The sequence below is a fragment of the Methanococcoides sp. AM1 genome (assembly GCF_900774055.1).
GTDB lineage: Archaea > Halobacteriota > Methanosarcinia > Methanosarcinales > Methanosarcinaceae > Methanococcoides.
The window spans coordinates 1-22,940 of the sequence record NZ_CAAGSW010000006.1 but is presented as its reverse complement, the minus strand read 5'-3'; the positions used below and the strand labels follow the sequence as shown (position 1 = coordinate 22,940).

Below are 22,940 nucleotides of genomic sequence, written 5' to 3'. Positions count from 1 at the left end.
CTCCGGTCATGATGTGATGATGATCAATATTAGTTATTAGTAGTGGATTTGTTAAATACTGCTGTGCTTAATATGTTTGTTGGTTTTAATAGTATCGATGTGAGATTAGAAATCTCAATTTAACATTTTGCCTTTAAACGAATTCAATAAATTATCACTTTAAATTTTGGTCCACTGCAAAAGATTGATCACTTTCACCCCGCATGGTCTGCTCTTAAATATCTGTAACCTCTTTAGTAGAATAAACATTAGATGATCATCGGTATTCCCATGCACAGGACACTCCAGAAATATTTCGGTTACAGCGAATTTCGCCCCCTGCAGGAGGATATCATCAATGATGTCCTTAACAAAAAGGATACATTCGTACTGATGCCTACCGGGGGCGGGAAGTCTATTTGTTACCAGATCCCTGCACTGATGATGGATGGTCTTGCGATCGTAGTATCTCCTCTGATATCCCTTATGAAAGATCAGGTGGATGGTCTGGTCGGCAACGGGATAGCTGCAGCTTATCTTAACAGCACATTGAGCCATCGTGAGGTTCAGGAGACCACACGTGCTATTCTGGATGGCAACTTAAAGATCCTTTATGTTGCACCTGAACGGCTTTGCATGAAAAGTACAATGGATCTTCTCAGCTACGTTAATGTCAGTTTGTTCGCTATTGATGAAGCACATTGCATTTCTCAATGGGGTCACGACTTCAGACCCGAATATCACCGTTTGGGATTCCTGAAAGAGAAATTCCCTGATGTTCCTGTCATTGGGTTGACTGCTACTGCCACTCCAAAGGTCAAAGAAGATACGATCAAGATGCTGAAATTAAAGTCTCCTTCTGTTTATGTGGCGAGTTTCAACCGAAGTAATCTTTCCTATGATATAAGGCCGAAGAAGAATTCGTATGGGGATCTGGTAGACTATATTAAAGGGCAGGCCGGTAATTCCGGTATCATCTACTGCAACAGCAGAAAGAGTGTGGAATCCATATCCAAAAAGCTCAACAATAAAGGTTTTCACACATTGCCTTATCATGCAGGTCTGTCTGATTCAAAAAGACATGAGCACCAAGAACGGTTCATAAGGGATGACGTTGACATCATTGTGGCAACAGTGGCATTTGGAATGGGTATTGACAAACCGAATGTAAGATTTGTAATTCATTATGATCTTCCCAAGAACATTGAAGGCTATTATCAGGAAACCGGCAGGGGAGGTCGTGATGGACTTGAATGTGAGTGTATACTGTATTTCAGTCGTGGGGATTGGTACAAGATAAAATACTTCATCGACCAGATGTCAAAAAAGTCCGAACGTGATATTGCAACTGTAAAGCTTCGGGACATGATCGATTATTGTGAAAGCACGACATGCCGCAGGAAAGTGCTGCTGAGCTATTTCGGAGAAGAACTGGAGTCTGATTACTGTGGTGGATGTGATGTCTGCCTTAAGCCCCGTGATACCTTTGATGCGTCGGATGCCGCAAGGGTCCTGTTGTCCTGTGTGGATGAGGTCAATGAACGTTTCGGAATGACCCACATCGTGGATATCATTTCAGGTTCCATGGCAAAGAAGATCAAAAGTTACAAGCATGACAGGCTCAAAAGTCATGGCACTGGTGACGGGTACAATAAATCCGAGTGGCTTGATATGGCAAGGGAAATGGTCCGCCTTGGTTATCTTGATGTGAAAGGTGCACGCTATCCTCTCTTAAGCCTGAACAAGAAGAGTCGTGAGATACTTGCAGGCGGTGAGGTATACCTGACACGTTCCTCTGGTGCTGTCAGTGTGAAGGGAAGCAGGTCTAAGGCAACTGTCCCAAAAGCAACCACCTCAAAGGTCGCTGGATCAAAGACCGTTACTTCAAAGACTTCTACTTCAAAGGCTACCACATCTAAAACATCTGCCTCCAAGAGATCTCCTGCTCCTAAAAAGCCAAAGAGGGTTCCAACACCAATATCGCGCCCTGATAAAAAACTGTTCGATAGGCTTAAAATATTAAGGAAAAGGCTGGCAGAGGATGAAGATGTTCCTCCTTATATCATTTTTGCGGATACAAGCCTTCGGCAGATGGCGGTAAAATATCCCATAAGGAATGATGAGTTCCTGGACATTACTGGTGTGGGTGAGTTCAAATTGAAAAAGTACGGGCCTGTTTTCATGGAAGAGATTGCCCGCTACTTAAAAGGGTCAAAATAACTTTCATCACAGCAGGAAGTTCAGGGTAAGCTGGAAGATAATGTCTCCATATACCACCGCTGCTATGAATCCTGCAGTTATGGGTATCATGAATGGAAGTCCGGGTGTGACCCACACTCTCTCATCAATAAGGCCTTTTTCTGCATACTCCTTCATTTTGGAGATCGTATCCTCATCAAGCTTTGTGCCTGATGTGGTGAATCTTTTTCTGATACCATTGTCATCAACTTCCTCGAAGCTTTCCATCAATCTTATGTGTGGTTTGTCCAGCTTTGAAACCGGTGATCTGTATCCGACGAACATATAATGTGGCTTCTTCAGGGTTTCTTTCAATGAGGGCTGAGTAAGATTGTAAATGAACAATCCTATGGGTACTATTATTGTCAGGATGACTGAATTTCCAAAGACACTAAATGTGAAAAGATTAAGCGGTGGTATCCCGTAAATTGGCAATTGTCTGCCGAATAGTTCCATTGCAGGATATATTGGCAATATAAGCGAGATCACCATCAGGACCTTTGCATCGGCGCCTCCAAAGGCATTCATATAGAACAATATATAGACGAATGTGAAGATAAGTATGAATGAAATGGCTGTCCATTTTATGTATGGTATGCCGTATCTGAAAGCATCATAAACCATGAATATAGCACCTGCACCAAGCATCTTGGGCCAGAGGCTGTTTGTCACTCTTCGTGTCTTTATATCAGAGTAGCATGCATAGATGAGGAATGGGGCGCAGACAAGCACCTTAAGCAGTTCGATCATTCACATTTTCTCCCATTTCTTAAGTTTGAGGACCTCGGAAAGTGTGCTTCCACGTTTGATCTCCTCATAGAGGCGTTTCTCGTTCTTTTCGACCTCTTTTGCACGCCTTGCTATCTCATACGCGCGCTCTTTTTCGATCACAACAACTCCGTTGTCATCACCTACGATGTAATCTCCGGGGTTAACGACCTGTGAGCCACAGTTGATCGTAGCATTGATCTCTCCGAAACCTTTTGGATCTCCTGCATTAGGGACGTTACTGGTTGCAAATACGGGTAGTCCTATCCTTCTGATCTCATCAATGTCCCTTACAGCACCATCAATGACGATTCCTGCAATTCCCTTGTTCAGGCAACTGAGTGTGGCAAGCCCTCCCCATGGTGCAATATGGGAACTTCCATTGTAGATAACAATAACATCTCCCTCTCCTGCGACCTCAATGGCCTCAACGCTTTTTGCCCAGTCCCCTTCAAATGTCTGTACTGTAACAGCAGTACCGACCAGTTTTTTGCCGGCTACCATGGAATGGATGTTCTTCATCGCACCTTTTCGATGCATTGCATCTGTGATGTTCGGTGTGGAAACTTCTGACAATAAAGTTCGGGTCTCCTGTTCCAGTGTCTTGCGTTCAAAATCAGGGATCTCAATGGCATCAACACTTTCACGTATATTTTTTGCAGACTTTGTCACATCATCTGATTGTGTGATGTTCCCTCCGACAATGACAATACTTGCTCCTGCTTTCACGGCCTGTGCAGATGTGATCGCATCAAGTCCGCCTGCAGCTGCGACTGGTATGTTCACTTCCTGAACGATCCTTTCGAGCAAGGGGGTAGGGTCTTTTCCGGTCATCTGCTGGTCTATCCCTGCATGCATGTTGATGTAGTCGATCCCCATCTTTTCCAGCTCTTGTGCCCGGGTGACGGGGTCTTCTACGATGATCAGGTCAGCCATAAGTTTGACACCGTATTTTCTTGCAGACCTGACTGCATCCTTGACCGTGGAATCATCTGCATTACCAAGTAACATTACAATATCGGCACCAGCTTTAGCAGCCATCTCCACTTCAAATGCACCTGTATCTGCAATTTTCATATCAGCAAGGATGGCGTGATCGGGAAATTCCTTCTTGAGCTGCCGGACAGCATTCATCCCTTCGCTTTTGATAAGTGGAGTTCCTGCTTCGATCCAGTTCGCGCCTCCCTGGACCGCTTCTCTTGCGATCTGTATGGCGCGGTCGATCTCCAGCAGGTCAAGTGCTACCTGAATTATTGTATTAATATGATCACCCTTTTGGAGTTTAATAGCGTAGTATACCTGAATAAGTATAAATCTAACCGGCTATATGGTTATAATACTTAATAATTGATGGTATTTGATGCAGTAATATGGATCTGGTTAACATGGGGGAGGATCAGCTAATAACAGAGAATCAGCGTGAAAAGCTTTTGGCCCGACTTCACAGGCATTTGTTCTGGTGTGGTGAGAGGATTCCCGATGAAGTGGAGATCGAAGGTAAAAAGATACCACTGCATGAGATCACATGGGAGCTTATCAACAAGCCTAAGCTGACTGAGGAGGATAAGGTGCATATTGATCACTGTATCGTTGCTCTCAGGAAAAAAGCAAAGTCTTGTGAAAATTACCTTGAGAGAACCGATATGACCCTTGATCAGGCTAAAGACATTTTTGACCAGACTGCAGGGCTTCTGCGTGCCATAATGGATCTTAAGGACCTTGAAGAGCTTTCCGGTCCCGAACGCATGAAAAAGTATCATGAAGAAGTTAAAAAGTGCAAACTTAAGGATGCCAAGAGCTGGATGAATTTCATAGCTGAACTTGAAGAATGATACTTCAGCTTTATCGTGAAATTGTTGTCTTTTTTTTATATTTCATTTTTCCATAGGCAAATATTATATTTCATGTAATTCTTTTCTCTATGAATGACATTCAAAGACCTTCATATCATTTCGATGAAATCCTTTTCACGGGATATGATCGACCATATCCTTGATACTGCTGAAAAACTTGAACCAATAGCAAGCAGCAAATCGAAGTCAGATCTGCTGAAAGGGAAAGTATTGGCTGTCATGTTCTTTGAGCCCAGTACAAGGACGCGCATGTCCTTTGAGACCGCAATGATGCGTCTTGGAGGGGACGTTCTAAGCCTTGGTTCCGTTGATGCAAGTTCCATTGCAAAAGGTGAAACACTTGCTGATACTATTCGTGTTGTTGAAGGTTATTCCAACGCTATTGTACTGCGGCACAATAAAGAGGGCGCTGCCCAGCTTGCTTCGGAGTTCTCCTCTGTTCCTATAATCAATGCCGGGGATGGTGCAGGGCATCATCCTACGCAGACATTCCTTGATCTTTATACAATAAGACGGGAAAGTCATCTTGAGGGGCTGAAGATAGCTCTTGCAGGTGATCTGAAATATGGCAGGACAGTACATTCACTGTGCTATGCTCTTTCTCTGTATGGAGCTGAGATCACGCTGGTGTCCCCGAAAGAGCTCCGTATGCCTGCTGAGATAATAGATGATCTCAAGAGTCACAATATAAAGGTCAGGGAAACCGATTCGATCGAAGAGGCCATCACTGATGTGGATGTGCTTTATGCTACAAGGATACAGAAGGAGCGATTCCCTGATCCTGCTGAGTATCGTAAAGTTGCTAACAGTCTTCAGATAACTCCTGAGCTTCTGGAAAAAGCAAAACCGGAGCTTAAGGTCATGCATCCTCTTCCAAGGACAAATGAGGTAGATCCAAGGGTTGACGAGACCGCCCATGCCTGTTACTTCAAGCAGTCTTTCTATGGTGTCCCGGTAAGGATGGCATTACTTGCACTTGTCATGGGGGCATTGGAATGAGTGTGGAAGAAACTCCTATCCCGGAGATCCGGGTACACCCAATAAGGAATGGAACAGTTATCGATCACATTACTGCGGGACAGGCACTTAATGTCCTTAATATCCTTAATATTCCCAACCCCTCCTCAGGTGTTGTGAGCATAATAATCAATGCCCCGAGTGTTCATGGGATCAAAGATGTTGTTAAGATCGAAGGCAGGGAATTGAATCTGGAAGAGGTTGACAGGATATCCCTGATCGCACCGAATGCTACGATCAATATCATCAGGAATTTTGAAGTATCGGAAAAGACGCATGTTCACATTCCGGAAAAGGTGAGTGGTGTTGTGAAATGCATAAATCCAAATTGTATTTCCAACAGTAACGAACCTGTCACATCCAGGTTTACTGTTAAACCGGATGGGCGAAGGATAACTCTTCGCTGTTCATACTGTGAAAGGACAATTTCAGAAGATATAGGGAATCATCTTCTCTGATCTTTCTGTTCTTTTTTATTTAACTTTCCATCTAGATTTCTATAATTTGATGTTGGTATCTACATTTTTATGCTGGTTTCTATCAATTAATGTTGGGATAGAAACCTCAATACAATTGTGGATGAGGTTGGTATGTAGAATTAATTAAGATTTAAAAAAGAGTTAGAATCCCAGGATATCATCCATTGTATAGATGCCTGGTTCTGCGTTTGCTATCCAGATAGCTGATTTCACAGCTCCTGATGCAAATGCATTTCTGGAATGAGCCTGGTGTTTGACCTCTATGCGCTCACTGCCTCCGGCGAAGAGAACTGTGTGATCGCCTACTATATCTCCACCGCGTACTGCATGGATACCGATCTCTTTTTCCCTTGGGGCGAGACCTTCACGTCCGTAAACGAAATCCTTTCCACCCAGTGTTTCACTGATCACTTCAGCAGCTCTCATTGCAGTGCCGCTGGGTGCATCCTTTTTCTGGTTGTGGTGAGCTTCGATAATTTCGATGTCATAATCGGAAAGGTATTTTGCAGTTTCCTGCAGTATCTTGAAGAAGACATTGACGCCCATGGAGTAATTTGGCGAGATTATGCCTGTAGTATTGTTCCTGTTTATTGCATCCTCGATAATGGAACGCTGCTCCGGACTGAATCCGGTAGTTCCAATTACAAGGTCAACGCCTGCATCTGCTACAAGCGGTGCGTTCACAACTGTTGCAGCTGCAATTGTAAAGTCTATTACGACATCCGTTTTTGACTCTTTGAGAACGGTTGCCATATCAGCAACATCGGAGACCGGAACATCAAGCTTTCCTAACTGTGCAACCTCTCCTACATCCTTGCCGATGTTCACAAGGTCGAAGGCAGCAGAAAGCTGGATCCCTTCCATCTCGATTATATTCTCGATGAGGAGTTTCCCCATCCTTCCTGAAGCACCGGTAACTGCTGCGTTTATCATCAGATACACCCAAGTTCTTCCAGGCAATTGATAAGGGTCTGTTCATTCTCACTGCTGATAGGCGCAAGAGGCAATCTCAGATGACCTGTATTAAGTCCGATAAGCTCTACTGCGCGCTTGACAGGGACCGGATTTGTTTCCGTGAACAATGCACGTATAAGTGGTGCTATTTCATAGTGGATCTGTCTTGCTGTTCTCATGTCACCTTCATTGGTGGCATTTACCAGTTTGACCATCTTTTCCGGTACAACGTTTGCGACCACGGAGATAACTCCGCTTCCACCAAGGCACATCATGGGCATGGTAAGTCCATCATCACCGGAAATGACATTAAAGTCCTCATCCATCGTATTCTCGAGGATCTGTGATACTTTATCCAGGCTTCCGCTGGCTTCCTTGATGGCAACGATGTTATCCACTTTTGCAAGTTCGATGATTGCATCAAGTGGCATGTCCTGACTTGTGCGTGATGGTACGTTGTAAAGGACGATAGGCATTTCCACAACGTCTGCGATAGCTTTAAAATGAGCAATAAGTCCTGCTTTGTTCGGTTTATTATAGTAAGGAGATATTACAAGAGCACCAGCTGCTCCCGCATCTTCTGCATGCTTTGTCAGCTCTATTGCCTCTGCCGTGTTGTTAGAACCGGTTCCGGCAAGAATAGGTACCTTTGCACAATCAACTGCGATATCAATAAGCTCCATGTGTTCCGCAGTGGACAATGTGGCTGATTCGCCAGTTGTCCCGCAGGCGGCAATTCCGGAAACTCCACCATTTTCGACAAATTCGATATTCTGCTGAAGACCTGTCTTGTCAATGGTGTCAGCTTTTGTGAAAGGAGTTATGATTGCAGGTAATACTCCTTCGAACATAAAGATCCACTTCCCAAAATTAGATCTTCTTTGGGTGTGTGATCTTGCGTGTAACGTAGCCTGCGACACGGTTTCTGATGACTTTGCTCTCGATAGTTGTGTACTGTGAAACGAGAAGCTTGTTCTGGTCAAAGTCTGTTGTGAATACGTCTCCGTGGTTGTCGATCAGGCGAAATGCAATGTTCTTGATGTTTGTCTGTCTAATATTTCCCATTATATATCTCCAGTAGATTTAGATAGATATGATTAAGATTATCGCCATAATAGAAAACCTTTACATTTATATCTTTTGGATTGAGGGTGCATCTTCCAGCTCTTTATTTACTTGCATGTAGCTTATAGTAGCTTGCATGTACTCACTCGATGTCTGTTTTTCCCAAAAGACGCTCCTGGGTGGTGGCATCATTGAAAACATTCTCGCGCACTCCTTTGCGATTTATATAAAGGCCTATGAACACAATTACCAGTCCAAGTTCGGCATTTATGCTTACGAGTATGATGCCTGCAAGTATCACGGTAGATGCCACAAGCCCTTTGAGTGCGCCTTTCCTGTATGATGCCAGACGTGTACGGCGGAATATCCTGATATCTCTCAGGGTCAGGAAAAGGACTACGCAATATGCTGCAATGGCTATGTATTGGTACATTTTTATCTTCCGGATCGTTTTGATACTTATATCGATATCTTACTCATCTTCATACATTCCATGCATAAAATCCTTTGCCAGACTCCATGTTATTTGAGAATTTATGGTATTTGGAAAGCTAATAAGTGTGTCCCTTGTAATGTGCATAAACATTTTTAATAATGCCACTCATGAGCTTGACCGGTGAAAAACATTAATATAATCTTCCATGTGGATATGGACAGTTTCTATTCATCAGTAGAGACTGCAGTAGACACGAAGCTAAAGGGACTGCCTGTAGTTGTGGGTTCTGATCCAATGAACGGGGAGGGCAGGGGTGTCGTGAGTACCTGTTCTTATGAGGCACGTAAATATGGTATACATTCGGCCATGCCTATCTCAAAAGCATATCGGCTTTGTCCCAATGCGGTCTATCTTCGGGTAAATATGCCCCTTTACAAAAGGGTCTCTGCAAGTATAATGGATATTCTGAGAAGTTACTCTTCTAAGTTCCAACAGGTAAGTGTGGATGAAGCTTATCTTGATGTGAGCGACCTGGTATCGGATTTTGATACGGCATCTGATCTGGCATTGAAGATAAAGGAAGAAGTCCATCTCAAAGAAGGGATCACCTGCTCTATAGGTGTTGCTCCTAACAAGTCCATTGCAAAGATAGCTTCTGATTACCAGAAACCCGATGGATTAACCTTGGTAAGGCCGGAAGATGTAAGAAGTTTCCTGTTCCCTCTGGATGTTTCAAGGATATCCGGCGTAGGCAAAAAGACCTCTTCCTTGCTTAATGATATTGGTATCCGGACCATTGGTGATCTGGCAGGATACGATGTGCAGGCTCTGCGTGAACGTTTTGGTAAGTTCGGCCTTGTGATGCACCAGCTTGCAAATGGTGTGGATGATCGAAGTGTAATAAGAAAGGGGGATGTAAAATCGATCAGCAAGGAAGATACCTTTGACCGGGATACTTCTGATATGGATCTTGTGGAAAATGTGATCGATGCACTTTCAGAGAATGTACATGCTTCGCTTTTGAAAAAGAAATACCTGTTCAAGACAGTTACTATTAAAGTAAGGCTTGAAGACTTTACAACATACACAAGAGCAAAGACATTAAGTGCTTATTCAAGTGATCTTTCTGCCATTCAAAGGACTTCAAAGATGCTCCTTCAGGAATTCAGGGGCAGGGGTAAGCTCAGATTGGTGGGTGTTGGTGTTACTAAGCTTGACAAAATGGATGAAAAGCAAACACGTCTTACCGATTTTTTCTGACTTATGGATAAAGCTGGTTCAGATCTGCAATGCCTGTGGCGTACAATAATATCACAAGCATCGGCTGATGCAACAAATAGATCAGCAATGATCTTTCTCCCATGTAGCATAGCGTTTTGACAGACAACATAGCTGAAATATTTGGTATCCCTGATGTCAGTGATGTCCGCTTGTAGTTTGGATAAAGGGAATTTCCCAGAAAGATCCCAAGTAGCAAAACCCCAAACCATGGGAAAAGGGGAAAGTAGTCATACGAGTGGAATCCTTCCGGTCTGAGTCCGATCCAGAAAAGCCATGTATTTCCGATGTCAAAGGTCTGCATCCATGATCCTAGGGCAATAACAGGAATGGCCAGCATGAGATTTGCTACCTTATATTTCAGGAATGGGTATGCGAGGATGATGGCAACTCCAATGAAATGTAGTATGCCAAAAACGATTACGCCGTCCCTGAGGAAAATGTAGCTGCCAGCAGTTATGACCATTCCCCAGAGAAATATCTTCAGCCCCCTTTTGGTATATTTGATGAATCCGGATACTGGGTCGTATATTCTCTGTTTTCTGGAATAACTAAGAGATAGTGAGATGCCTCCTATCATTATGAACAGTATTGCACTGAGTCTTCCGATAATGAATCCTGGTCCGGTGGCGAGGTTAATATCATAGGCACCCAGGTAGTTGATATCGTATAACAAATGAAAACCAACCATCATTATGATGGCTATTCCTCTTAGAAGGTCTATCTCCCAGAATCGTTCATGAAGTTCTGTCATCCGTTCCCCGGTCTTTCAGAAATGAGGTTGTAATATCCAAAAAATGCGTATTAGTAACAAATGTTAAAGTAAAAAAGTATGAATGCAAATGTTCACTCAGGTTTTTTCCTTTTCTTGCGGAATGCAGAGGAGAGATCTACTGCGTATGTTCCATCCTGTTTTATCGCCATCACAATTTCGTCACGCTCAAGAAGTGAGTTAAGGTTCAGTTCATATGATCCAGGTCCAAGTATCCTCACGGACTCCACTCTTTCTCCTTCTTCCTCAACAACCTCTCTTTCCTGATGCTCAATGCCGATGATGTCATCGATTTCCTTGATGAACTGGTCTGCGGGATCGGCTACTTCTTTCTCTTCTTTTTCAGGCAATTGCTCTTCGGCAGCATCTTCGATATCCGTCTTTGGTTCCATGTCCTTGACGTAGAGGAACTTGTTCCATCCACAGTTCGGACAGCCGCTTAGAATTACCTCGGCCCCGTCTTCAAATATTTTTTCGCATCGGGTACATTTGTGTGGCATCTATTCACCGATTCCCCTATTAGTTGTGATATATTTAAAGATTTATGGCATGAACTTATTTCTGATCATTATATTTTATCATGATTATGGCAAAAATATCGCCGCCGATACGTGATATGCGCAACCTTTATCTATCATCACTCCGTTAGGAGGGCTACAAGCGTGAATACTCACTCTGAAGCGGGGTGGGGTAGCCAGGAGATCCCGACGGGCTCATAACCCGTAGACCGATGGTTCGAATCCATCCCCCGCTATAACATTCCCTTTTGATTTTCTTTTTATTATGTTTTTGTTAAGTGTTCACTCGATCTTCTCTTTGAATTCTTTGTATTGAGTGCTGAGTTTCAATATTTAGTTTTTCATCTTCGATGTATTTGCAACCTATGCGTTAGCAACCTTTATGTACCATCAACTCGTTAGAGAGGCTGCAAGCGTGAATACCACTCTGAAGCGGGGTGGGGTAGCCAGGAGATCCCGACGGGCTCATAACCCGTAGACCGATGGTTCGAATCCATCCCCCGCTATATTCTTTCCTTTTGATACGATTCTCCTAAGAGCTTTCTATGTGTTTTTCTTGTTCTTAGGGACCTTTTTTCAAAAGGTTATTAAACAAAGATGGCATTTTTGTGTCAGGTCAATTTAGTATTTGCTACTTTCATATGAAAATTATACAGGATGATTCTTAAATGGTAATGGACAAACTCGGCAGCTCCCTGCAGGATGCACTAAAGAAACTGGTTGGCGCCGGCCGTATAGATGAGAAAACGGTCAATGAGGTTGTAAAAGATATACAGAGGGCATTACTTCAGGCAGATGTCAATGTCAAGCTTGTTATGAAGATGTCCAGTCACATAAAGGAGCGTGCGTTGAAGGAGGAAGTTCCTTCAGGCATGAATCCTCGTGAACATGTTATCAGGATCGTCTATCAGGAACTTATCAATATTGTAGGCAAGAGTGCAGACATTCCGTTAAAGCCGCAGAAGATCATGATGATCGGTCTGCAGGGTAGCGGTAAGACAACTACGACCTCAAAGCTTTCACGGTATTTCCAGAGGAAAGGTCTGAAACCCGCTGTCGTTTGTGCTGATACTTTCCGTCCGGGTGCATTCCAGCAGCTCAGTACTCTCTGTAATAATCTGAATGTGCCGTTCTATGGTGAAGAGGGCAATCCCGATGCAGTTGGCATTGTGGAAAGGGGTCTGAAGGAACTTGAAAAGAATGATGTCCTTATTGTGGATACAGCTGGAAGACACTCGCTGGAAGCTGATCTCATTGATGAGATGGAGCAGATCCACAGGGTTGCACAGCCTGATTACAAATTGCTTGTACTCGACGGTGCTATTGGTCAGCAGGCAAGTGAACAGGCAAAGGCATTCAATGATTCAGTCGGGATCTCAGGTGTTGTGATCTCCAAACTGGATGGTACCGCCAAGGGTGGTGGTGCACTGTCTGCAGTTTCTGAAACGAATTCATCTATTGCATTTATTGGTGTAGGTGAGACTCCGGATGACCTTGAGAAGTTCGAGCCGGACAGGTTCATCTCCAGGCTTCTGGGAATGGGTGACATTAAATCACTTATTGAAAAGGCTGAGGAGACACTTTCCGAAGAAGATATTGACATGGAAGCCATGATGAGAGGTCGTTTCACTCTTAAGGATATGTATTCCCAGCTTGAGGCCATGAACAAGATCGGTCCAATGAAGCAGATCATGCAGATGCTGCCTATGGGTGGTATGGGCATGAAGCTTTCTGATGATGCATACAAGGTCACCGAGGATAAGATGGGACGTTACCGTGTCTTGATGGATTCCATGACCGAGGAAGAGTTGCTCAACCCAAGGCTTATCGGCAGTTCCAGGATAAAGAGGATATCCATGGGTTCAGGCAGCGGTCCTGATGATGTGCGTGAACTTTTAAAGTATCATAAGATGATGCAAAATGCAATGAAAGGACTTCGTGGCGGCAAGTTCAATATGCAGAAAATGATGAAAAAATTCGGTATGTGAACGGACCTGGGGGTTTGAACCTCCTATCAAATTAGAAAGAAGTTCGCTAACAGATATCATCTGTTAGCATTCAACTATTTTTGTTGTCCGGTTTATGAGTTATTGATCTATTAATTTATATTTGCTCTATTTCATTTTTTCTTTTTATCAAAGTTGGGTTTTTCTCAGTTCTGATTTTGCCATCATGTTTGAACCGAATACGTATACAATAATAATGAAACCAAGCCACATGAAATGTTTACCGATGTCAGCTTCTCCAACGTACTTGAGCAAAAGGCCGGTACCAAGGATCAACATATCGATTTTAGCAATCTTCCTGTTCCTTCTTGTGATCTCCAGATATTCCTGCTTTGCAACATTATACTCTTTTTTCTCTGCTTTCAATTGATCCCTTCCGTTTATGCATTGATTATCCTGTCAGCTGCTTTTCTCAATCGATTAAAGACTGCTGCTCCAATACCTTCCTTATTTAGAGTCCCATCGACTATGATGAGATCAATATTTGTACTATCAAGATGTCGCAGACCCATAAATATACTACGGGCTGCCTGGGATGGTACTTCCCTTTTCCCAAGGGAGTAAATTTCATCTGCATTGACTATTTTCGCAGTTTCTTCGGTCACAAAAAGACCTACTCTTTCTCCTTCCCGATGACAGTCCGACACAATCTCAGTCATTGCTTTGTGAACATCTTTAATGTTGCCTTCGATGAGAATTACTTTTGTTTTTGGTGAGTAGTGAGTATATTTCATGCCTGGTGAGCGTGCGACCTCACCCTCTTCAAGTGTCCTGTCCCTGTATCCGATGCGTACATCACCAACACATTCCTTTATATCTTCGACACTAACCTGTCCGGGGCGTAATATGGTAGGTATCTTGTCGGTCATATCAACAACAGTGGATTCAAGACCTATTTGTGTAGGTCCGCCGTCCAGTATGGCATCTATCTTTCCATCAAGGTCGTGAATTACATGATCAGCAGTTGTAGGACTTGGACTCCCGGATGTATTAGCGCTGGGTGCAGCGATAGGTGTATCTGATCTTCGGATAAGTTCAAGAGCAACAGGGTTGTCTGGCATCCTCAGGCCTACGGTGTAAAGTCCACCGGTGGTAACATCAGGTACAACATCCTTTGCTTTCAAAATAAGTGTAAGTGGACCTGGCCAGAACTTTTCCATGAGTTTCATGGCATCTGCAGGTATCTCTTCTGCAAGCTCAATGCACTGGTGTATATTCGCGATATGGACGATGAGAGGATTGTCTGCAGGTCTGCCTTTTGCTTTGAATATCTTGTGTACCGCATCAGCGTTCAATGCATCGGCACCAAGTCCATATACGGTTTCTGTCGGGAAGGCAACAGTTCCTCCTTTGCTGATGATGTCAGCAGCTATTGCCAACCCATCTTCAAAGTTCTCATCACTGTTCCTAAAGACCAACGTCCTGCATCTCATATTCATTCTGTTTGACACTATATTGTGACCTTATTCTTAAGTGGTACGCAGGGCCATTTCACTTTTTTTGATCCTGACCATACTCGTCGATGACGGATCCTTTACAAAGACCTACACCGTGCCTGTGGGCTGCCCTTCCGATCATGTGAGCTGCAATTGGTGCGGTAAGGAGCAGGAATAGGCCAACAGTTATGGCTTTTACTCCCATGGGGCTAAAGCCCACCTTTGCCAGAATGCTCATCATCACTCCGAATGTTCCCAGGGTGCCGATCTTTGTGGTCGCATGAAGTCTGTTATATATATCGGGCAGGCGCAGTAGTCCTACCATGCCCAGGAATACGAAGAATACCCCGATGAGCAAAAGGATAGTGCTTGCGATATCAAGTGCAATATTCAGGTTTGTCAGAAGACCACCCCCTCATCAAGGTACTTGGATATAGTGATAGTTCCGACAAAGGAGATGATAGCAAGTACAAGGGCTACGTCCATGAAGAATGCGGATCCCTGTATGTATGAGTAGATACCAAGGATGGCAACGATAACTGTTGTCATGGCATCCACAGCGATCACGCGATCAGGTATTGTTGGTCCTTTGATGATCCTGTATATGCATGGTATAATTGCGATGACCATGAATGTCAGTGAGATATCCAGTAGTAATGAGTTCATTCGAATGCCTCCAGTACATATTTTTCAAGATCGTCCCTGATGGAGTCGCGTACTCCCTGCGGATCAGATGCGTCGATCGCATGTACATAGAGCACTTTCCTGTCGTCCGATACATCAAGTGTAAGTGTTCCGGGAGTAAGAGTGATGGTGTTGGCGATAGCTGTTATGCCGGCATCGGTCACCGTACGTATGGGTACTGCAACTATTCCTGGTTTGATGTCCATTTTTGGGCTCAGAACGATCTTTGCGACCATGACGTTCGCTTTTATGATCTCTATGAGAAGAACTGACAGGAACTTCAGTTGTTTTGGTATTTTCCTGATCGTGTTGATGTATGTCTTCTTCCTTGTGAAATCATATAGTTCCCTGAAAGGATATATTACGAAAGGTCCGAGTACAAGTCCCACCAGGAAGTTGGTGGAGCTTATAGTTCCGTGTACAAAGCACCAGATCAGTCCAAGAGCTACTGAATAAATAAGATATCGTTTCATCTTACCACCCTCGTCATCACTGCATCAATGTATGGTTGTGGATCGATCAGCTGTTCTGCTATTGCCTGCGATAGGGCTATCAGCGGTTCAGCATAGATCCCAAAGACGAATGTCAGTGCTGCAAGTGTCATTATAGGTATTACTATCATGTAGGAAGGTTTGTGTGAGGAATATTCTCCATATTTATCTACATCCCTTATCTCGCCCCAGAACATCAGGAGCCACGCCCTGAACATGTAGAACAGGGTGAAGACTGCAAAGAACAGGGCTATGGCAATGGGTATGTAATACTCTGCAAGAAGCCCTGCGTCAAAGAGCACGAACTTTGCAATGAAACCCCCCATCGGCGGTAGTCCTGCAATGGACATAGCACCTATCAGGAAGGCCACGCTCATTACCGGGCTTGTTTTCATCATTCCGCCCATTTTTGTCATGTCCCTTGTTCCCGCATGGTGGATAATACCTCCTGAGGTAAGGAACAACATGGATTTTGCGATCGCGTGGTTCACTAAGAATACAAGGGATGCTGCAAGTGCATAAACTGTACCAAAACCAATTCCCAGGAAAACATATCCGATCTGGCTGACACTGGAATATGCCAGCAGTCGTTTAACGTCCTTCTGACCGACAGCAGATACTGCTCCAATGATGATCGTTGCAAGTGCCAGAAATATTATGATGGGCTGGAACAGGTACAGTGCGTCTCTGAATATCAGGAAGATAACCCTGAGCATACCGTAAGCTCCGACTTTTATCATAACTCCGCTAAGCATTGCACTGATGGGTGATGGTGCAGTGGGGTGTACATCCGGAAGCCAGTAGTGCATCGGGAATATTGCTGCCTTGTTTCCGAAGACCACGATGAAGAGCAACGCAATGGCGAATATGTGCCACGGAAGGGTTCCGGTTGCGCTCATTGCACTTATCTTGACAGAGAGATCTGCCATGTTAAGAGTTCCTACGGTGGCGTAAAGAGAAGCTACTGCTATAAGCATTACAATGGAGCCGATCATGTTCAGCACAAGGTACTTGAATGTGGCTTCCATCTTGTCGGAGCTTTTTGTGACACCGCCTTTCTCGTTCGCGACAACAAGTGCACAGGAGGACAACAGGAGTATCTCGAAGAATACGAACATGTTGAATATATCTCCTGTCAGGAAAGTTCCGTTAAGGCCAGCCACAAGCAGGTTGAAGAGTGAATGATAACTGGAGCTTAATGATCTGCCTTCAATGTAGTCCAGCGAGTAGAGGAGTGCAAGGAAGGATACAAGTGAGCTTAACACTACCATCCCTGAACTTAAGAGGTCAGCCACAAGTATGATGCCATATTTGCCCCATTCTCCTACTTCATAGACCTGAATACCTCCGTTCCAGACCTGCCAGAGGAGTATGAAGCTGATTGCCATCATAATGAATGAAACGGCAATGTTCAATCCTTTCTGCAACCCTGCATTTGAGCGCAAAAAGAGCATGATGGCAGCCATGAGTATCGGTACGGCTATCAGTAATATTGGGAGGTGTGACATTTCTGCGATCATCCCCACAGCCTCCTGAGCTCACGTATGTCAGTGGTCCCATATTCTTCATAGATCCTGTATGCAAGGATCAGTATGAATGCTGTTGTTGCGAGACTGATTACGATGGCTGTGAGTACAAGTGCCTGAACAAGCGGGTCAACAAAATCAACATGTGTTGAGGCGGAAACCACGGGTGCCAGTACACCATCTGCAAGATTGTCATTGAATATTATGCCGGATGCTTCTCCTTCATGCCCGGATCCTGTGATGATAGGTACCTTTGTACCATCGAATATTCCGGTCGAGACGATAAGCAGGTTAACTGCATGGGATAAAACTGACAATCCGATTATGACCTTTATGATGTCCCTTCTTAGCATAAGGAATGTTCCTATGCCGAAGAGTAGTGAGATCGTGATGGTAAGTAATGTATTATTCATTGTCATCACCTACGTTCTTGAAGATGAATAGTAGTGATCCTATCACTACGAAATAAACACCGATATCAAAAAGACCGGCAGATACGAGTTCGATCTCTCCGAACAATGGGATGTGGACGAATTCCACAGCACTCCTGAAGAAATTATGTCCGAAGAACATTGCTGCGAATGCGGTCAATGATGCCAGTATGAGTCCGAATCCGAACCATTTGGCCCAGTCGGGGTTGAAGAATGTTTTAACATATTTCAATCCGAATACGACGTACATCAGTGCAATGACCGACGCGAACATCACGCCTCCGATAAATCCTCCTCCAGGGTTGTTATGGCCTGCAAGTAGCAGGGATATGGAGAACAGGATAACCAGGGGGATGCATATTTTCGTTATTGTTTTAGTTATTATTGTGGTCATTGTTCCTCACCTCGGCTGTGTATCAGGTTGTATACTCCGAGTGCTGCAAGACAGAGTACTGATATTTCTCCAAGGGTATCATAACCTCTGAAATCCACGATGATCACATTGACGATATTATGGCCTCCTGCAAGAGGAAGGCTGTTCTCAATGAAGTAGTGAGAAAGGGATTCGAATGGTGCCACTATTCCCTGTGTTGCATTGAGCAATACTACAAATACGCTTGCTGCAACTGCCAGGGATATTGCGAGGTCCCTGAAAAGGACAGATTTTGGAATTATTTCTTTGTACTTCTGCGGTATCTTTGTGATCGCAAGCAGGAATATTATGGTAGAAAGGGTTTCTACCAGTACCTGTGTAAGGGCAAGGTCCGGTGCTTTCAGGTAGATAAAAAGCAGGCTTACGCCATATCCAAGTGCAGATAGTGCAATAATGGCTGGCAGGTATTTCGGAAGAACTGCTGCTGCCAGAGCAGCCACAATTAGCAATAGTAGCAGTATTGCTTCATATGGTGGAATGTCAAAGTTCAAAGTAGAAGGTACTATATTGGTAGCAAGGGTGATGACGGGAATTGCTACTACTGTTATCATGAGCAGCAGCATTGCGGTCATATAGTATTTGATATTCCCTGGCTGTGTGATGGTGGAGAATTTGAATGCTCTTTCTTTTGCAGAATCCACTGCGTTGTCATAGTAGTAATTGACGCTGATCCATGGGAACCTTGCATTGAAATTATCCTGCCAGGCTGCGATCCTATCATATCTGGTGTATATTAGGATACCAAGTATGAATGTGACAATTGTCATTATAAGGGATGTTGTGATGCCATGCCAGAGCTTTACATGTAGGTGTGCTGTTTCCAGAAGGATGCCTGATACGGTTGGTTCAATTATGGTGTTTATAGGCAGGGATGGGACAAGTCCGAACAGTACTACAAGCAATGCCAGGAATGCCGGTGGTATCAGCATTGTGAGTGGTGGCTCGTGGATATGTTCCGGAAGATGCTCTTTTGAGCGCTCTCCAAGGAATATCCCGTCGATCAGCTTTATAGAGTAAGCGAAGGTGAAAACGCCACCAAGAACTGCGCATGCAGGGATCAGGAATGTGAACCCGCCTCCAAGGAGTGCTCCCATCTCAAGGGATGATTCGTAGAACATCTCCTTACTAAGGAAACCGTTAAGTGGTGGCACGCCTGCCATTGAAAGAGCGGCAATGCTCGCCACGATGAAAGTTATGGGCATCTCACGCCGCAACCCTCCGAGCTTTCGTATGTCGCGCGTGGCTGCTTCGTGTGCAACGATACCTGCGACAAGGAAAAGACAGGCTTTGAACGTTGCGTGGTTAAGTAGGTGGAATGTTGCTGCTGCCACACCGATGCCTGGTTCGTGATGTGTGGTGTAACCATACATGGTCATAATGTAGGCCAGTTGACTTATGGTGGAATATGCCAGGATACCTTTAATGTCGGTCTGCCTGAAAGCAAGGAATCCGGCGACTAACATTGTAAAGATGCCTATGCCGCTTACAAGGATGAACCATGCGTCTGTTCCTGAGAAGATCGGGTGTATCCTTGCGACTAAATAGATACCTGCTTTGACCATTGTTGCTGAGTGCAGAAAAGCACTGACTGGGGTAGGGGCTTCCATTGCGTTTGGAAGCCATATGTAAAAGGGACCCTGTGCAGACTTTGCTGCCGCACCGATCAATATGAGTATAAGTGTTATCAGGAAGAGCTCGTGTTCCTTAACTGCACTGATAACCTGTGGGTCACTCAGTATGGCGGCAAGGTCAAAAGAGCCTGTAATGGTGCGTAACAGAAGGAAACCTGCGAGCATTGCAAGTCCGCCGGCAGCGGTGATAAGGAGGGATTTGGTGGCACCATAGATGGATTCAGGTTTGTGCCTCCAATACCCGATAAGCATGAAAGATGTGATACTGGTAAGTTCCCAGAATATGAATAATTGTATCGTATTTGCGGAAAATACCATTCCTATCATGGATCCCATGAAGAGAAGCAAATACTGGTAGTATCTTTTAAGTTCCTCTTTCTGGGACATATATCCATTGGAGTAGGACATGATAAGTACGCCAATGCCGGATGCGATAAATCCGATAAGCATTGCGAGTCCGTCTGCGTAGATTGCAAAGTTAACTCCTGCAGATGGTATCCATGATATTGTGCCCTGGATTATATGCCCTTCTCCAAGTACTTCCGGCGCTGCCAGGCCGATGAGTGTGAAGGATGCAAGGGCTGTGGCTGCTGCAAACCAGCCCACGCGTTGCTTTAACAACTTTTCCATAATGGGCATAAGCCCGGCAAATATGAACGGCAGGAATATGGCTGCCGTTATTGCATTAAATGAATCCATGTGTCCTCTCTAAATAGAGTCCCTATATATAACTGTTTTTCATTACAATTATAAACCATGATAAATCTCTTTTCCATCTCCGCTCTATTTATAAGATTTTATGCGTATATATTAGTCTTATGAAATTAACTCCTGATCAAAAGGAAAGGTATGCAAAGCATATTATCATGAAGGCCATGGGTGAAGATGGGCAGAAGTTATTACTGGAGTCGCGAGTTCTCTGCGTGGGTTCTGGAGGACTTGGTTCTCCTGTGATACAGTATCTTGCTGCAGCAGGAATAGGAACTCTTGGCATCATCGATGACGATATTGTGGAGATGAGCAATCTACAGCGTCAGGTGATCCATGCAGGTAATCTCGGCAGGTCAAAGGTAGAGTCTGCAAAGGAATATGTGGAAAGCCTGAACCCTGATGTCACAGTGGTGGCTTATGATATGCGTCTGGGGCCTGATAATGTTGAGGGTCTGATCAGTGATTATGATGTTGTTGTGGACTGCTCTGACAATTTTGCTACCCGCTATCTCCTGAACGATGCATGTGTACTGTACAACAAACCTCTCTTCCATGGCAGCATCTTCATGTTCGAGGGCCAGGTCATGACCATTCTTCCTCACGAGGGGCCATGCTATCGCTGCATTTTCTCCAGCTCTCCATCAACTGATGCTGCAAGGGTTGCCGGAGTTATGGGTATTCTTCCCGGGGTGGTTGGGACCATGCAGGCAACAGAGGTTGTGAAGTACATCTCCCGTCTCGGAAAGTCACTGGTAGGGCGCATGATCTACTATGATGCCCTCGGAATGAGGTTTGATGAGATTACTGTGAACAAGAATCCGAAATGTCCAGTGTGTGGGGATGATCCTAAAATAACGTCGATTGTTGCTGAAAATTACTAATTATTCGTGTTTTCGTAGATCGAGTAAAATAGTCTTCAATGACATGTTTGGTAGAAACGTTTTTATACATTAAATCGGTTATAGGTGTTTGCTTCGGGCAGCATGGTTCGAAGTAAATACGAAACAGAAGCGTTGTTCAGGATTCAATTTTACTGGACAACAAAGAAGCAAATTGGGCTCGTGGTCTAGATGGTTATGACGTCGCCTTGACATGGCGGAGGTCCGGAGTTCGACTCTCCGCGGGCCCACCACAAATCTTTCAATTATGTCGATTCGATAAGTTTATATCGAAAAACGATATGTATTGGTTGCTCTCGAAGCCCAGGTAGCTCAGTGGGAGAGCGCTGCCCTGAAGAGGCAGTTGTCCCCGGTTCGAATCCGGGTCTGGGCACCAAAAATATGCATATCACACCAGTAGTGTAGCGGTTATCACCGGGCGTTGCCAACGCTCGAACCCGGGTTCGATTCCCGGCTGGTGTATTTCCTTATTTTTTCGTGTTTTAACTTTATAAATCATTTTTATGGTTACTAATAATTAGAATGATCTATATTTCCATACGTCTTATTATGGAATTTTAATATGGTACGAATCTCAAGGCAACTAAATTATCTGGCTATATTCTGGATCCCTTCTTGATTTGGAACGAGTTGAATTATTTTTGACTATGGCCTGGGTATTTTACAGATTTTCAACATATGTATAAATTTGGATGAATGGTTGGCTATGCTGATTGGTTGGAGAATTTGAATTGGAAAGTTCTCGATTTATGGGGATGTGATGTTTCAAAATACTCTTGTTCCTTATGTCCAATGATCCATTTGTTTATTGTCAAAGTGTTATTGTTGAGTCAAGTTTACATTTAGTCACTAGTTCTAAAGATGCAACATTGGTACAAAATCAATTTTAGTATTCGTCGTTTGAAGTATTAAATTTGCATCTAATATATACCCATGTCACACATTGTCACACAACGTATATATGCAAGGGAGCTATTGTAGGGGTGCTCTCAATGAGCTGGTTGCTGTCGATTCTGACACGATCTGTTGAGAGTTCGAAAAACGTGATATATTTTCATGCATATCGGCACATTCTCCAAAAATGTGTCACAATCTTCCGAATCGGAAGGTATATATGCGATGGAATGTATCAAGGGAATCCCGCACAACGTGCGCGGAATTTCAATCACCTCCATTTCAAAATCATTAGTGGAGACCTGAGCTTTTCAGGTCTGACGTTGAAATTGGCAGTTCGGTTAATTCTGACTGATAGTGACTTTATCTATCAAAAAGAACTAACCAACATTGTGCAAAGAAAACAACTCTCTAATTAAACATAGAGTTCTTTTCCGACAA

24 protein-coding genes and 5 tRNA genes are annotated in these 22,940 nt (G+C 44.0%); 12 read left to right on the top strand and 17 right to left on the bottom strand.

The window, feature by feature from the left end; translation table 11 throughout:
* The first annotated feature begins 270 nt into the window (after nucleotides 1–270).
* Complete coding sequence (gene recQ / locus E7X57_RS11215) at nucleotides 271–2,199, top strand: DNA helicase RecQ (protein ID WP_135613187.1); 1,929 nt, start codon at nucleotides 271–273, stop codon at nucleotides 2,197–2,199.
* Between the two features lie 6 nt (nucleotides 2,200–2,205).
* On the opposite strand, the gene E7X57_RS11210 is transcribed toward recQ, so the two are convergent.
* Together E7X57_RS11210 and E7X57_RS11205 are read right to left on the bottom strand one after the other, a co-directional pair.
* A complete protein-coding gene (locus E7X57_RS11210; RefSeq protein ID WP_135613055.1) occupies nucleotides 2,206–2,967 on the bottom strand; it encodes an A24 family peptidase C-terminal domain-containing protein in 762 nt (253 codons plus the stop codon).
* Nucleotides 2,968–4,209 (bottom strand): bifunctional hexulose-6-phosphate synthase/ribonuclease regulator, encoded by a 1,242-nt coding sequence (locus E7X57_RS11205; RefSeq protein ID WP_244603700.1) that lies wholly within the window; start codon nucleotides 4,207–4,209, stop codon nucleotides 2,968–2,970.
* Between the two features lie 146 nt (nucleotides 4,210–4,355).
* Between E7X57_RS11205 and E7X57_RS11200 the strand changes: the two genes are divergently transcribed.
* The 3 genes from E7X57_RS11200 to pyrI all read left to right on the top strand — a co-directional run bounded on the left by E7X57_RS11200 (nucleotide 4,356) and on the right by pyrI (nucleotide 6,313).
* The gene (locus E7X57_RS11200; protein WP_135613053.1) at nucleotides 4,356–4,817 is read left to right on the top strand and encodes a DUF5788 family protein; all 462 of its coding nucleotides are present in this window, start codon (nucleotides 4,356–4,358) and stop codon (nucleotides 4,815–4,817) included.
* Nucleotides 4,818–4,910: 93 nt separating this feature from the next.
* On the top strand, nucleotides 4,911–5,837 hold the full coding sequence (gene pyrB / locus E7X57_RS11195) for an aspartate carbamoyltransferase (RefSeq protein WP_135613052.1): 927 nt from the start codon (nucleotides 4,911–4,913) through the stop codon (nucleotides 5,835–5,837).
* Nucleotides 5,834–6,313 carry an aspartate carbamoyltransferase regulatory subunit gene (gene pyrI / locus E7X57_RS11190; protein WP_135613051.1) on the top strand — a complete coding sequence of 160 codons (480 nt, stop codon included), beginning with the start codon at nucleotides 5,834–5,836 and terminating at the stop codon, nucleotides 6,311–6,313. Before pyrB ends, pyrI begins: the two co-directional genes overlap by 4 nt.
* Nucleotides 6,314–6,475: 162 nt before the next feature.
* Here the strand turns inward: pyrI and dapB are convergent, their stop codons facing one another.
* From dapB to E7X57_RS11170, 4 genes are all read right to left on the bottom strand, one after another.
* Nucleotides 6,476–7,267 (bottom strand): 4-hydroxy-tetrahydrodipicolinate reductase, encoded by a 792-nt coding sequence (dapB, locus tag E7X57_RS11185; RefSeq protein WP_135613050.1) that lies wholly within the window; start codon nucleotides 7,265–7,267, stop codon nucleotides 6,476–6,478.
* Nucleotides 7,267–8,139: a 4-hydroxy-tetrahydrodipicolinate synthase gene (dapA, locus tag E7X57_RS11180; protein ID WP_135613049.1), complete on the bottom strand. Its 873-nt coding sequence runs from the start codon at nucleotides 8,137–8,139 to the stop codon at nucleotides 7,267–7,269. Before dapA ends, dapB begins: the two co-directional genes overlap by 1 nt.
* Nucleotides 8,140–8,158: 19 nt before the next feature.
* Nucleotides 8,159–8,353, bottom strand: a complete 195-nt coding sequence (locus E7X57_RS11175) for a 30S ribosomal protein S17e (protein WP_048193312.1) — start codon at nucleotides 8,351–8,353, stop codon at nucleotides 8,159–8,161.
* Between the two features lie 142 nt (nucleotides 8,354–8,495).
* Nucleotides 8,496–8,786 (bottom strand): hypothetical protein, encoded by a 291-nt coding sequence (locus tag E7X57_RS11170; RefSeq protein WP_135613048.1) that lies wholly within the window; start codon nucleotides 8,784–8,786, stop codon nucleotides 8,496–8,498.
* A gap of 183 nt (nucleotides 8,787–8,969) precedes the next feature.
* Between E7X57_RS11170 and dinB the strand changes: the two genes are divergently transcribed.
* On the top strand, nucleotides 8,970–10,049 hold the full coding sequence (gene dinB, locus E7X57_RS11165) for a DNA polymerase IV (RefSeq protein ID WP_256369422.1): 1,080 nt from the start codon (nucleotides 8,970–8,972) through the stop codon (nucleotides 10,047–10,049).
* Between the two features lies 1 nt (nucleotide 10,050).
* Here dinB and E7X57_RS11160 read toward each other — a convergent pair whose 3' ends face one another.
* A complete protein-coding gene (locus E7X57_RS11160; protein ID WP_135613047.1) occupies nucleotides 10,051–10,821 on the bottom strand; it encodes a heparan-alpha-glucosaminide N-acetyltransferase in 771 nt (256 codons plus the stop codon).
* 92 nt (nucleotides 10,822–10,913) lie between these two features.
* Entirely contained in the window at nucleotides 10,914–11,339 is a 426-nt protein-coding gene (locus tag E7X57_RS11155; RefSeq protein WP_135613046.1) for a Zn-ribbon domain-containing protein, read from the bottom strand.
* A 179-nt stretch (nucleotides 11,340–11,518) separates the two neighbouring features.
* Here E7X57_RS11155 and E7X57_RS11150 point away from each other — a divergent pair.
* The 3 genes from E7X57_RS11150 to E7X57_RS11140 all read left to right on the top strand — a co-directional run bounded on the left by E7X57_RS11150 (nucleotide 11,519) and on the right by E7X57_RS11140 (nucleotide 13,345).
* Nucleotides 11,519–11,593, top strand: a tRNA-Met gene (locus E7X57_RS11150).
* Between the two features lie 195 nt (nucleotides 11,594–11,788).
* Nucleotides 11,789–11,863: transfer RNA gene (locus E7X57_RS11145), tRNA-Met, on the top strand.
* A 162-nt stretch (nucleotides 11,864–12,025) separates the two neighbouring features.
* A complete protein-coding gene (locus E7X57_RS11140; RefSeq protein ID WP_135613045.1) occupies nucleotides 12,026–13,345 on the top strand; it encodes a signal recognition particle protein Srp54 in 1,320 nt (439 codons plus the stop codon).
* A 147-nt stretch (nucleotides 13,346–13,492) separates the two neighbouring features.
* Here E7X57_RS11140 and E7X57_RS11135 read toward each other — a convergent pair whose 3' ends face one another.
* Genes E7X57_RS11135 through mbhE form a run of 9 tightly spaced genes read right to left on the bottom strand, consistent with a single transcriptional unit; the run spans nucleotide 13,493 to nucleotide 20,694 of the window.
* The gene (locus E7X57_RS11135) at nucleotides 13,493–13,729 is read right to left on the bottom strand and encodes a hypothetical protein (protein WP_135613044.1); all 237 of its coding nucleotides are present in this window, start codon (nucleotides 13,727–13,729) and stop codon (nucleotides 13,493–13,495) included.
* Nucleotides 13,730–13,743: 14 nt separating this feature from the next.
* On the bottom strand, nucleotides 13,744–14,814 hold the full coding sequence (locus tag E7X57_RS11130; protein ID WP_371413198.1) for an L-threonylcarbamoyladenylate synthase: 1,071 nt from the start codon (nucleotides 14,812–14,814) through the stop codon (nucleotides 13,744–13,746).
* A gap of 40 nt (nucleotides 14,815–14,854) precedes the next feature.
* Nucleotides 14,855–15,175 (bottom strand): monovalent cation/H(+) antiporter subunit G, encoded by a 321-nt coding sequence (gene mnhG / locus E7X57_RS11125; protein ID WP_371413202.1) that lies wholly within the window; start codon nucleotides 15,173–15,175, stop codon nucleotides 14,855–14,857.
* A 23-nt stretch (nucleotides 15,176–15,198) separates the two neighbouring features.
* Nucleotides 15,199–15,465, bottom strand: coding sequence for a cation:proton antiporter (locus tag E7X57_RS11120; protein ID WP_135613042.1), 267 nt, complete (start codon nucleotides 15,463–15,465; stop codon nucleotides 15,199–15,201).
* Entirely contained in the window at nucleotides 15,462–15,956 is a 495-nt protein-coding gene (locus tag E7X57_RS11115) for a Na+/H+ antiporter subunit E (protein ID WP_135613041.1), read from the bottom strand. The genes E7X57_RS11120 and E7X57_RS11115 overlap by 4 nt, the downstream gene beginning before the upstream one ends.
* Nucleotides 15,953–17,494: an NADH-quinone oxidoreductase subunit M gene (locus E7X57_RS11110; protein WP_135613040.1), complete on the bottom strand. Its 1,542-nt coding sequence runs from the start codon at nucleotides 17,492–17,494 to the stop codon at nucleotides 15,953–15,955. Before E7X57_RS11110 ends, E7X57_RS11115 begins: the two co-directional genes overlap by 4 nt.
* A complete protein-coding gene (locus E7X57_RS11105) occupies nucleotides 17,491–17,913 on the bottom strand; it encodes an NADH-quinone oxidoreductase subunit K (RefSeq protein ID WP_048193323.1) in 423 nt (140 codons plus the stop codon). The genes E7X57_RS11110 and E7X57_RS11105 overlap by 4 nt, the downstream gene beginning before the upstream one ends.
* A complete protein-coding gene (locus E7X57_RS11100; protein ID WP_135613039.1) occupies nucleotides 17,906–18,325 on the bottom strand; it encodes a monovalent cation/H+ antiporter subunit B in 420 nt (139 codons plus the stop codon). Before E7X57_RS11100 ends, E7X57_RS11105 begins: the two co-directional genes overlap by 8 nt.
* Entirely contained in the window at nucleotides 18,322–20,694 is a 2,373-nt protein-coding gene (gene mbhE / locus E7X57_RS11095) for a hydrogen gas-evolving membrane-bound hydrogenase subunit E (protein WP_135613038.1), read from the bottom strand. Before mbhE ends, E7X57_RS11100 begins: the two co-directional genes overlap by 4 nt.
* Before the next feature lie 119 nt (nucleotides 20,695–20,813).
* On the opposite strand from mbhE, the gene E7X57_RS11090 reads away from it, so the two are divergent.
* The 4 genes from E7X57_RS11090 (at nucleotide 20,814) to E7X57_RS11075 (ending at nucleotide 22,067) form a co-directional block, all read left to right on the top strand.
* Nucleotides 20,814–21,587, top strand: a complete 774-nt coding sequence (locus E7X57_RS11090; RefSeq protein ID WP_135613037.1) for a molybdopterin-synthase adenylyltransferase MoeB — start codon at nucleotides 20,814–20,816, stop codon at nucleotides 21,585–21,587.
* A gap of 174 nt (nucleotides 21,588–21,761) precedes the next feature.
* Nucleotides 21,762–21,838: transfer RNA gene (locus E7X57_RS11085), tRNA-Val, on the top strand.
* A 68-nt stretch (nucleotides 21,839–21,906) separates the two neighbouring features.
* Nucleotides 21,907–21,981: transfer RNA gene (locus tag E7X57_RS11080), tRNA-Phe, on the top strand.
* 14 nt (nucleotides 21,982–21,995) lie between these two features.
* Nucleotides 21,996–22,067, top strand: a tRNA-Gly gene (locus tag E7X57_RS11075).
* Nucleotides 22,068–22,940 lie beyond the last annotated feature (873 nt).

Coding starts and splice junctions, on each gene's coding strand:
- recQ (WP_135613187.1), top strand. CDS start 271: ATGCACAGGACACTCCAGAAATATTTCGGTTACAGCGAATTTCGCCCC.
- E7X57_RS11210 (WP_135613055.1), bottom strand. CDS start 2,967: ATGATCGAACTGCTTAAGGTGCTTGTCTGCGCCCCATTCCTCATCTAT.
- E7X57_RS11200 (WP_135613053.1), top strand. CDS start 4,356: ATGGATCTGGTTAACATGGGGGAGGATCAGCTAATAACAGAGAATCAG.
- pyrB (WP_135613052.1), top strand. CDS start 4,911: ATGACATTCAAAGACCTTCATATCATTTCGATGAAATCCTTTTCACGG.
- pyrI (WP_135613051.1), top strand. CDS start 5,834: ATGAGTGTGGAAGAAACTCCTATCCCGGAGATCCGGGTACACCCAATA.
- dapB (WP_135613050.1), bottom strand. CDS start 7,267: ATGATAAACGCAGCAGTTACCGGTGCTTCAGGAAGGATGGGGAAACTC.
- dapA (WP_135613049.1), bottom strand. CDS start 8,139: ATGTTCGAAGGAGTATTACCTGCAATCATAACTCCTTTCACAAAAGCT.
- E7X57_RS11175 (WP_048193312.1), bottom strand. CDS start 8,353: ATGGGAAATATTAGACAGACAAACATCAAGAACATTGCATTTCGCCTG.
- E7X57_RS11170 (WP_135613048.1), bottom strand. CDS start 8,786: ATGTACCAATACATAGCCATTGCAGCATATTGCGTAGTCCTTTTCCTG.
- E7X57_RS11160 (WP_135613047.1), bottom strand. CDS start 10,821: ATGACAGAACTTCATGAACGATTCTGGGAGATAGACCTTCTAAGAGGA.
- E7X57_RS11155 (WP_135613046.1), bottom strand. CDS start 11,339: ATGCCACACAAATGTACCCGATGCGAAAAAATATTTGAAGACGGGGCC.
- E7X57_RS11140 (WP_135613045.1), top strand. CDS start 12,026: ATGGTAATGGACAAACTCGGCAGCTCCCTGCAGGATGCACTAAAGAAA.
- E7X57_RS11120 (WP_135613042.1), bottom strand. CDS start 15,465: ATGAACTCATTACTACTGGATATCTCACTGACATTCATGGTCATCGCA.
- E7X57_RS11115 (WP_135613041.1), bottom strand. CDS start 15,956: ATGAAACGATATCTTATTTATTCAGTAGCTCTTGGACTGATCTGGTGC.
- E7X57_RS11110 (WP_135613040.1), bottom strand. CDS start 17,494: ATGATCGCAGAAATGTCACACCTCCCAATATTACTGATAGCCGTACCG.
- E7X57_RS11105 (WP_048193323.1), bottom strand. CDS start 17,913: ATGAATAATACATTACTTACCATCACGATCTCACTACTCTTCGGCATA.
- E7X57_RS11100 (WP_135613039.1), bottom strand. CDS start 18,325: ATGACCACAATAATAACTAAAACAATAACGAAAATATGCATCCCCCTG.
- mbhE (WP_135613038.1), bottom strand. CDS start 20,694: ATGGATTCATTTAATGCAATAACGGCAGCCATATTCCTGCCGTTCATA.
- E7X57_RS11090 (WP_135613037.1), top strand. CDS start 20,814: ATGAAATTAACTCCTGATCAAAAGGAAAGGTATGCAAAGCATATTATC.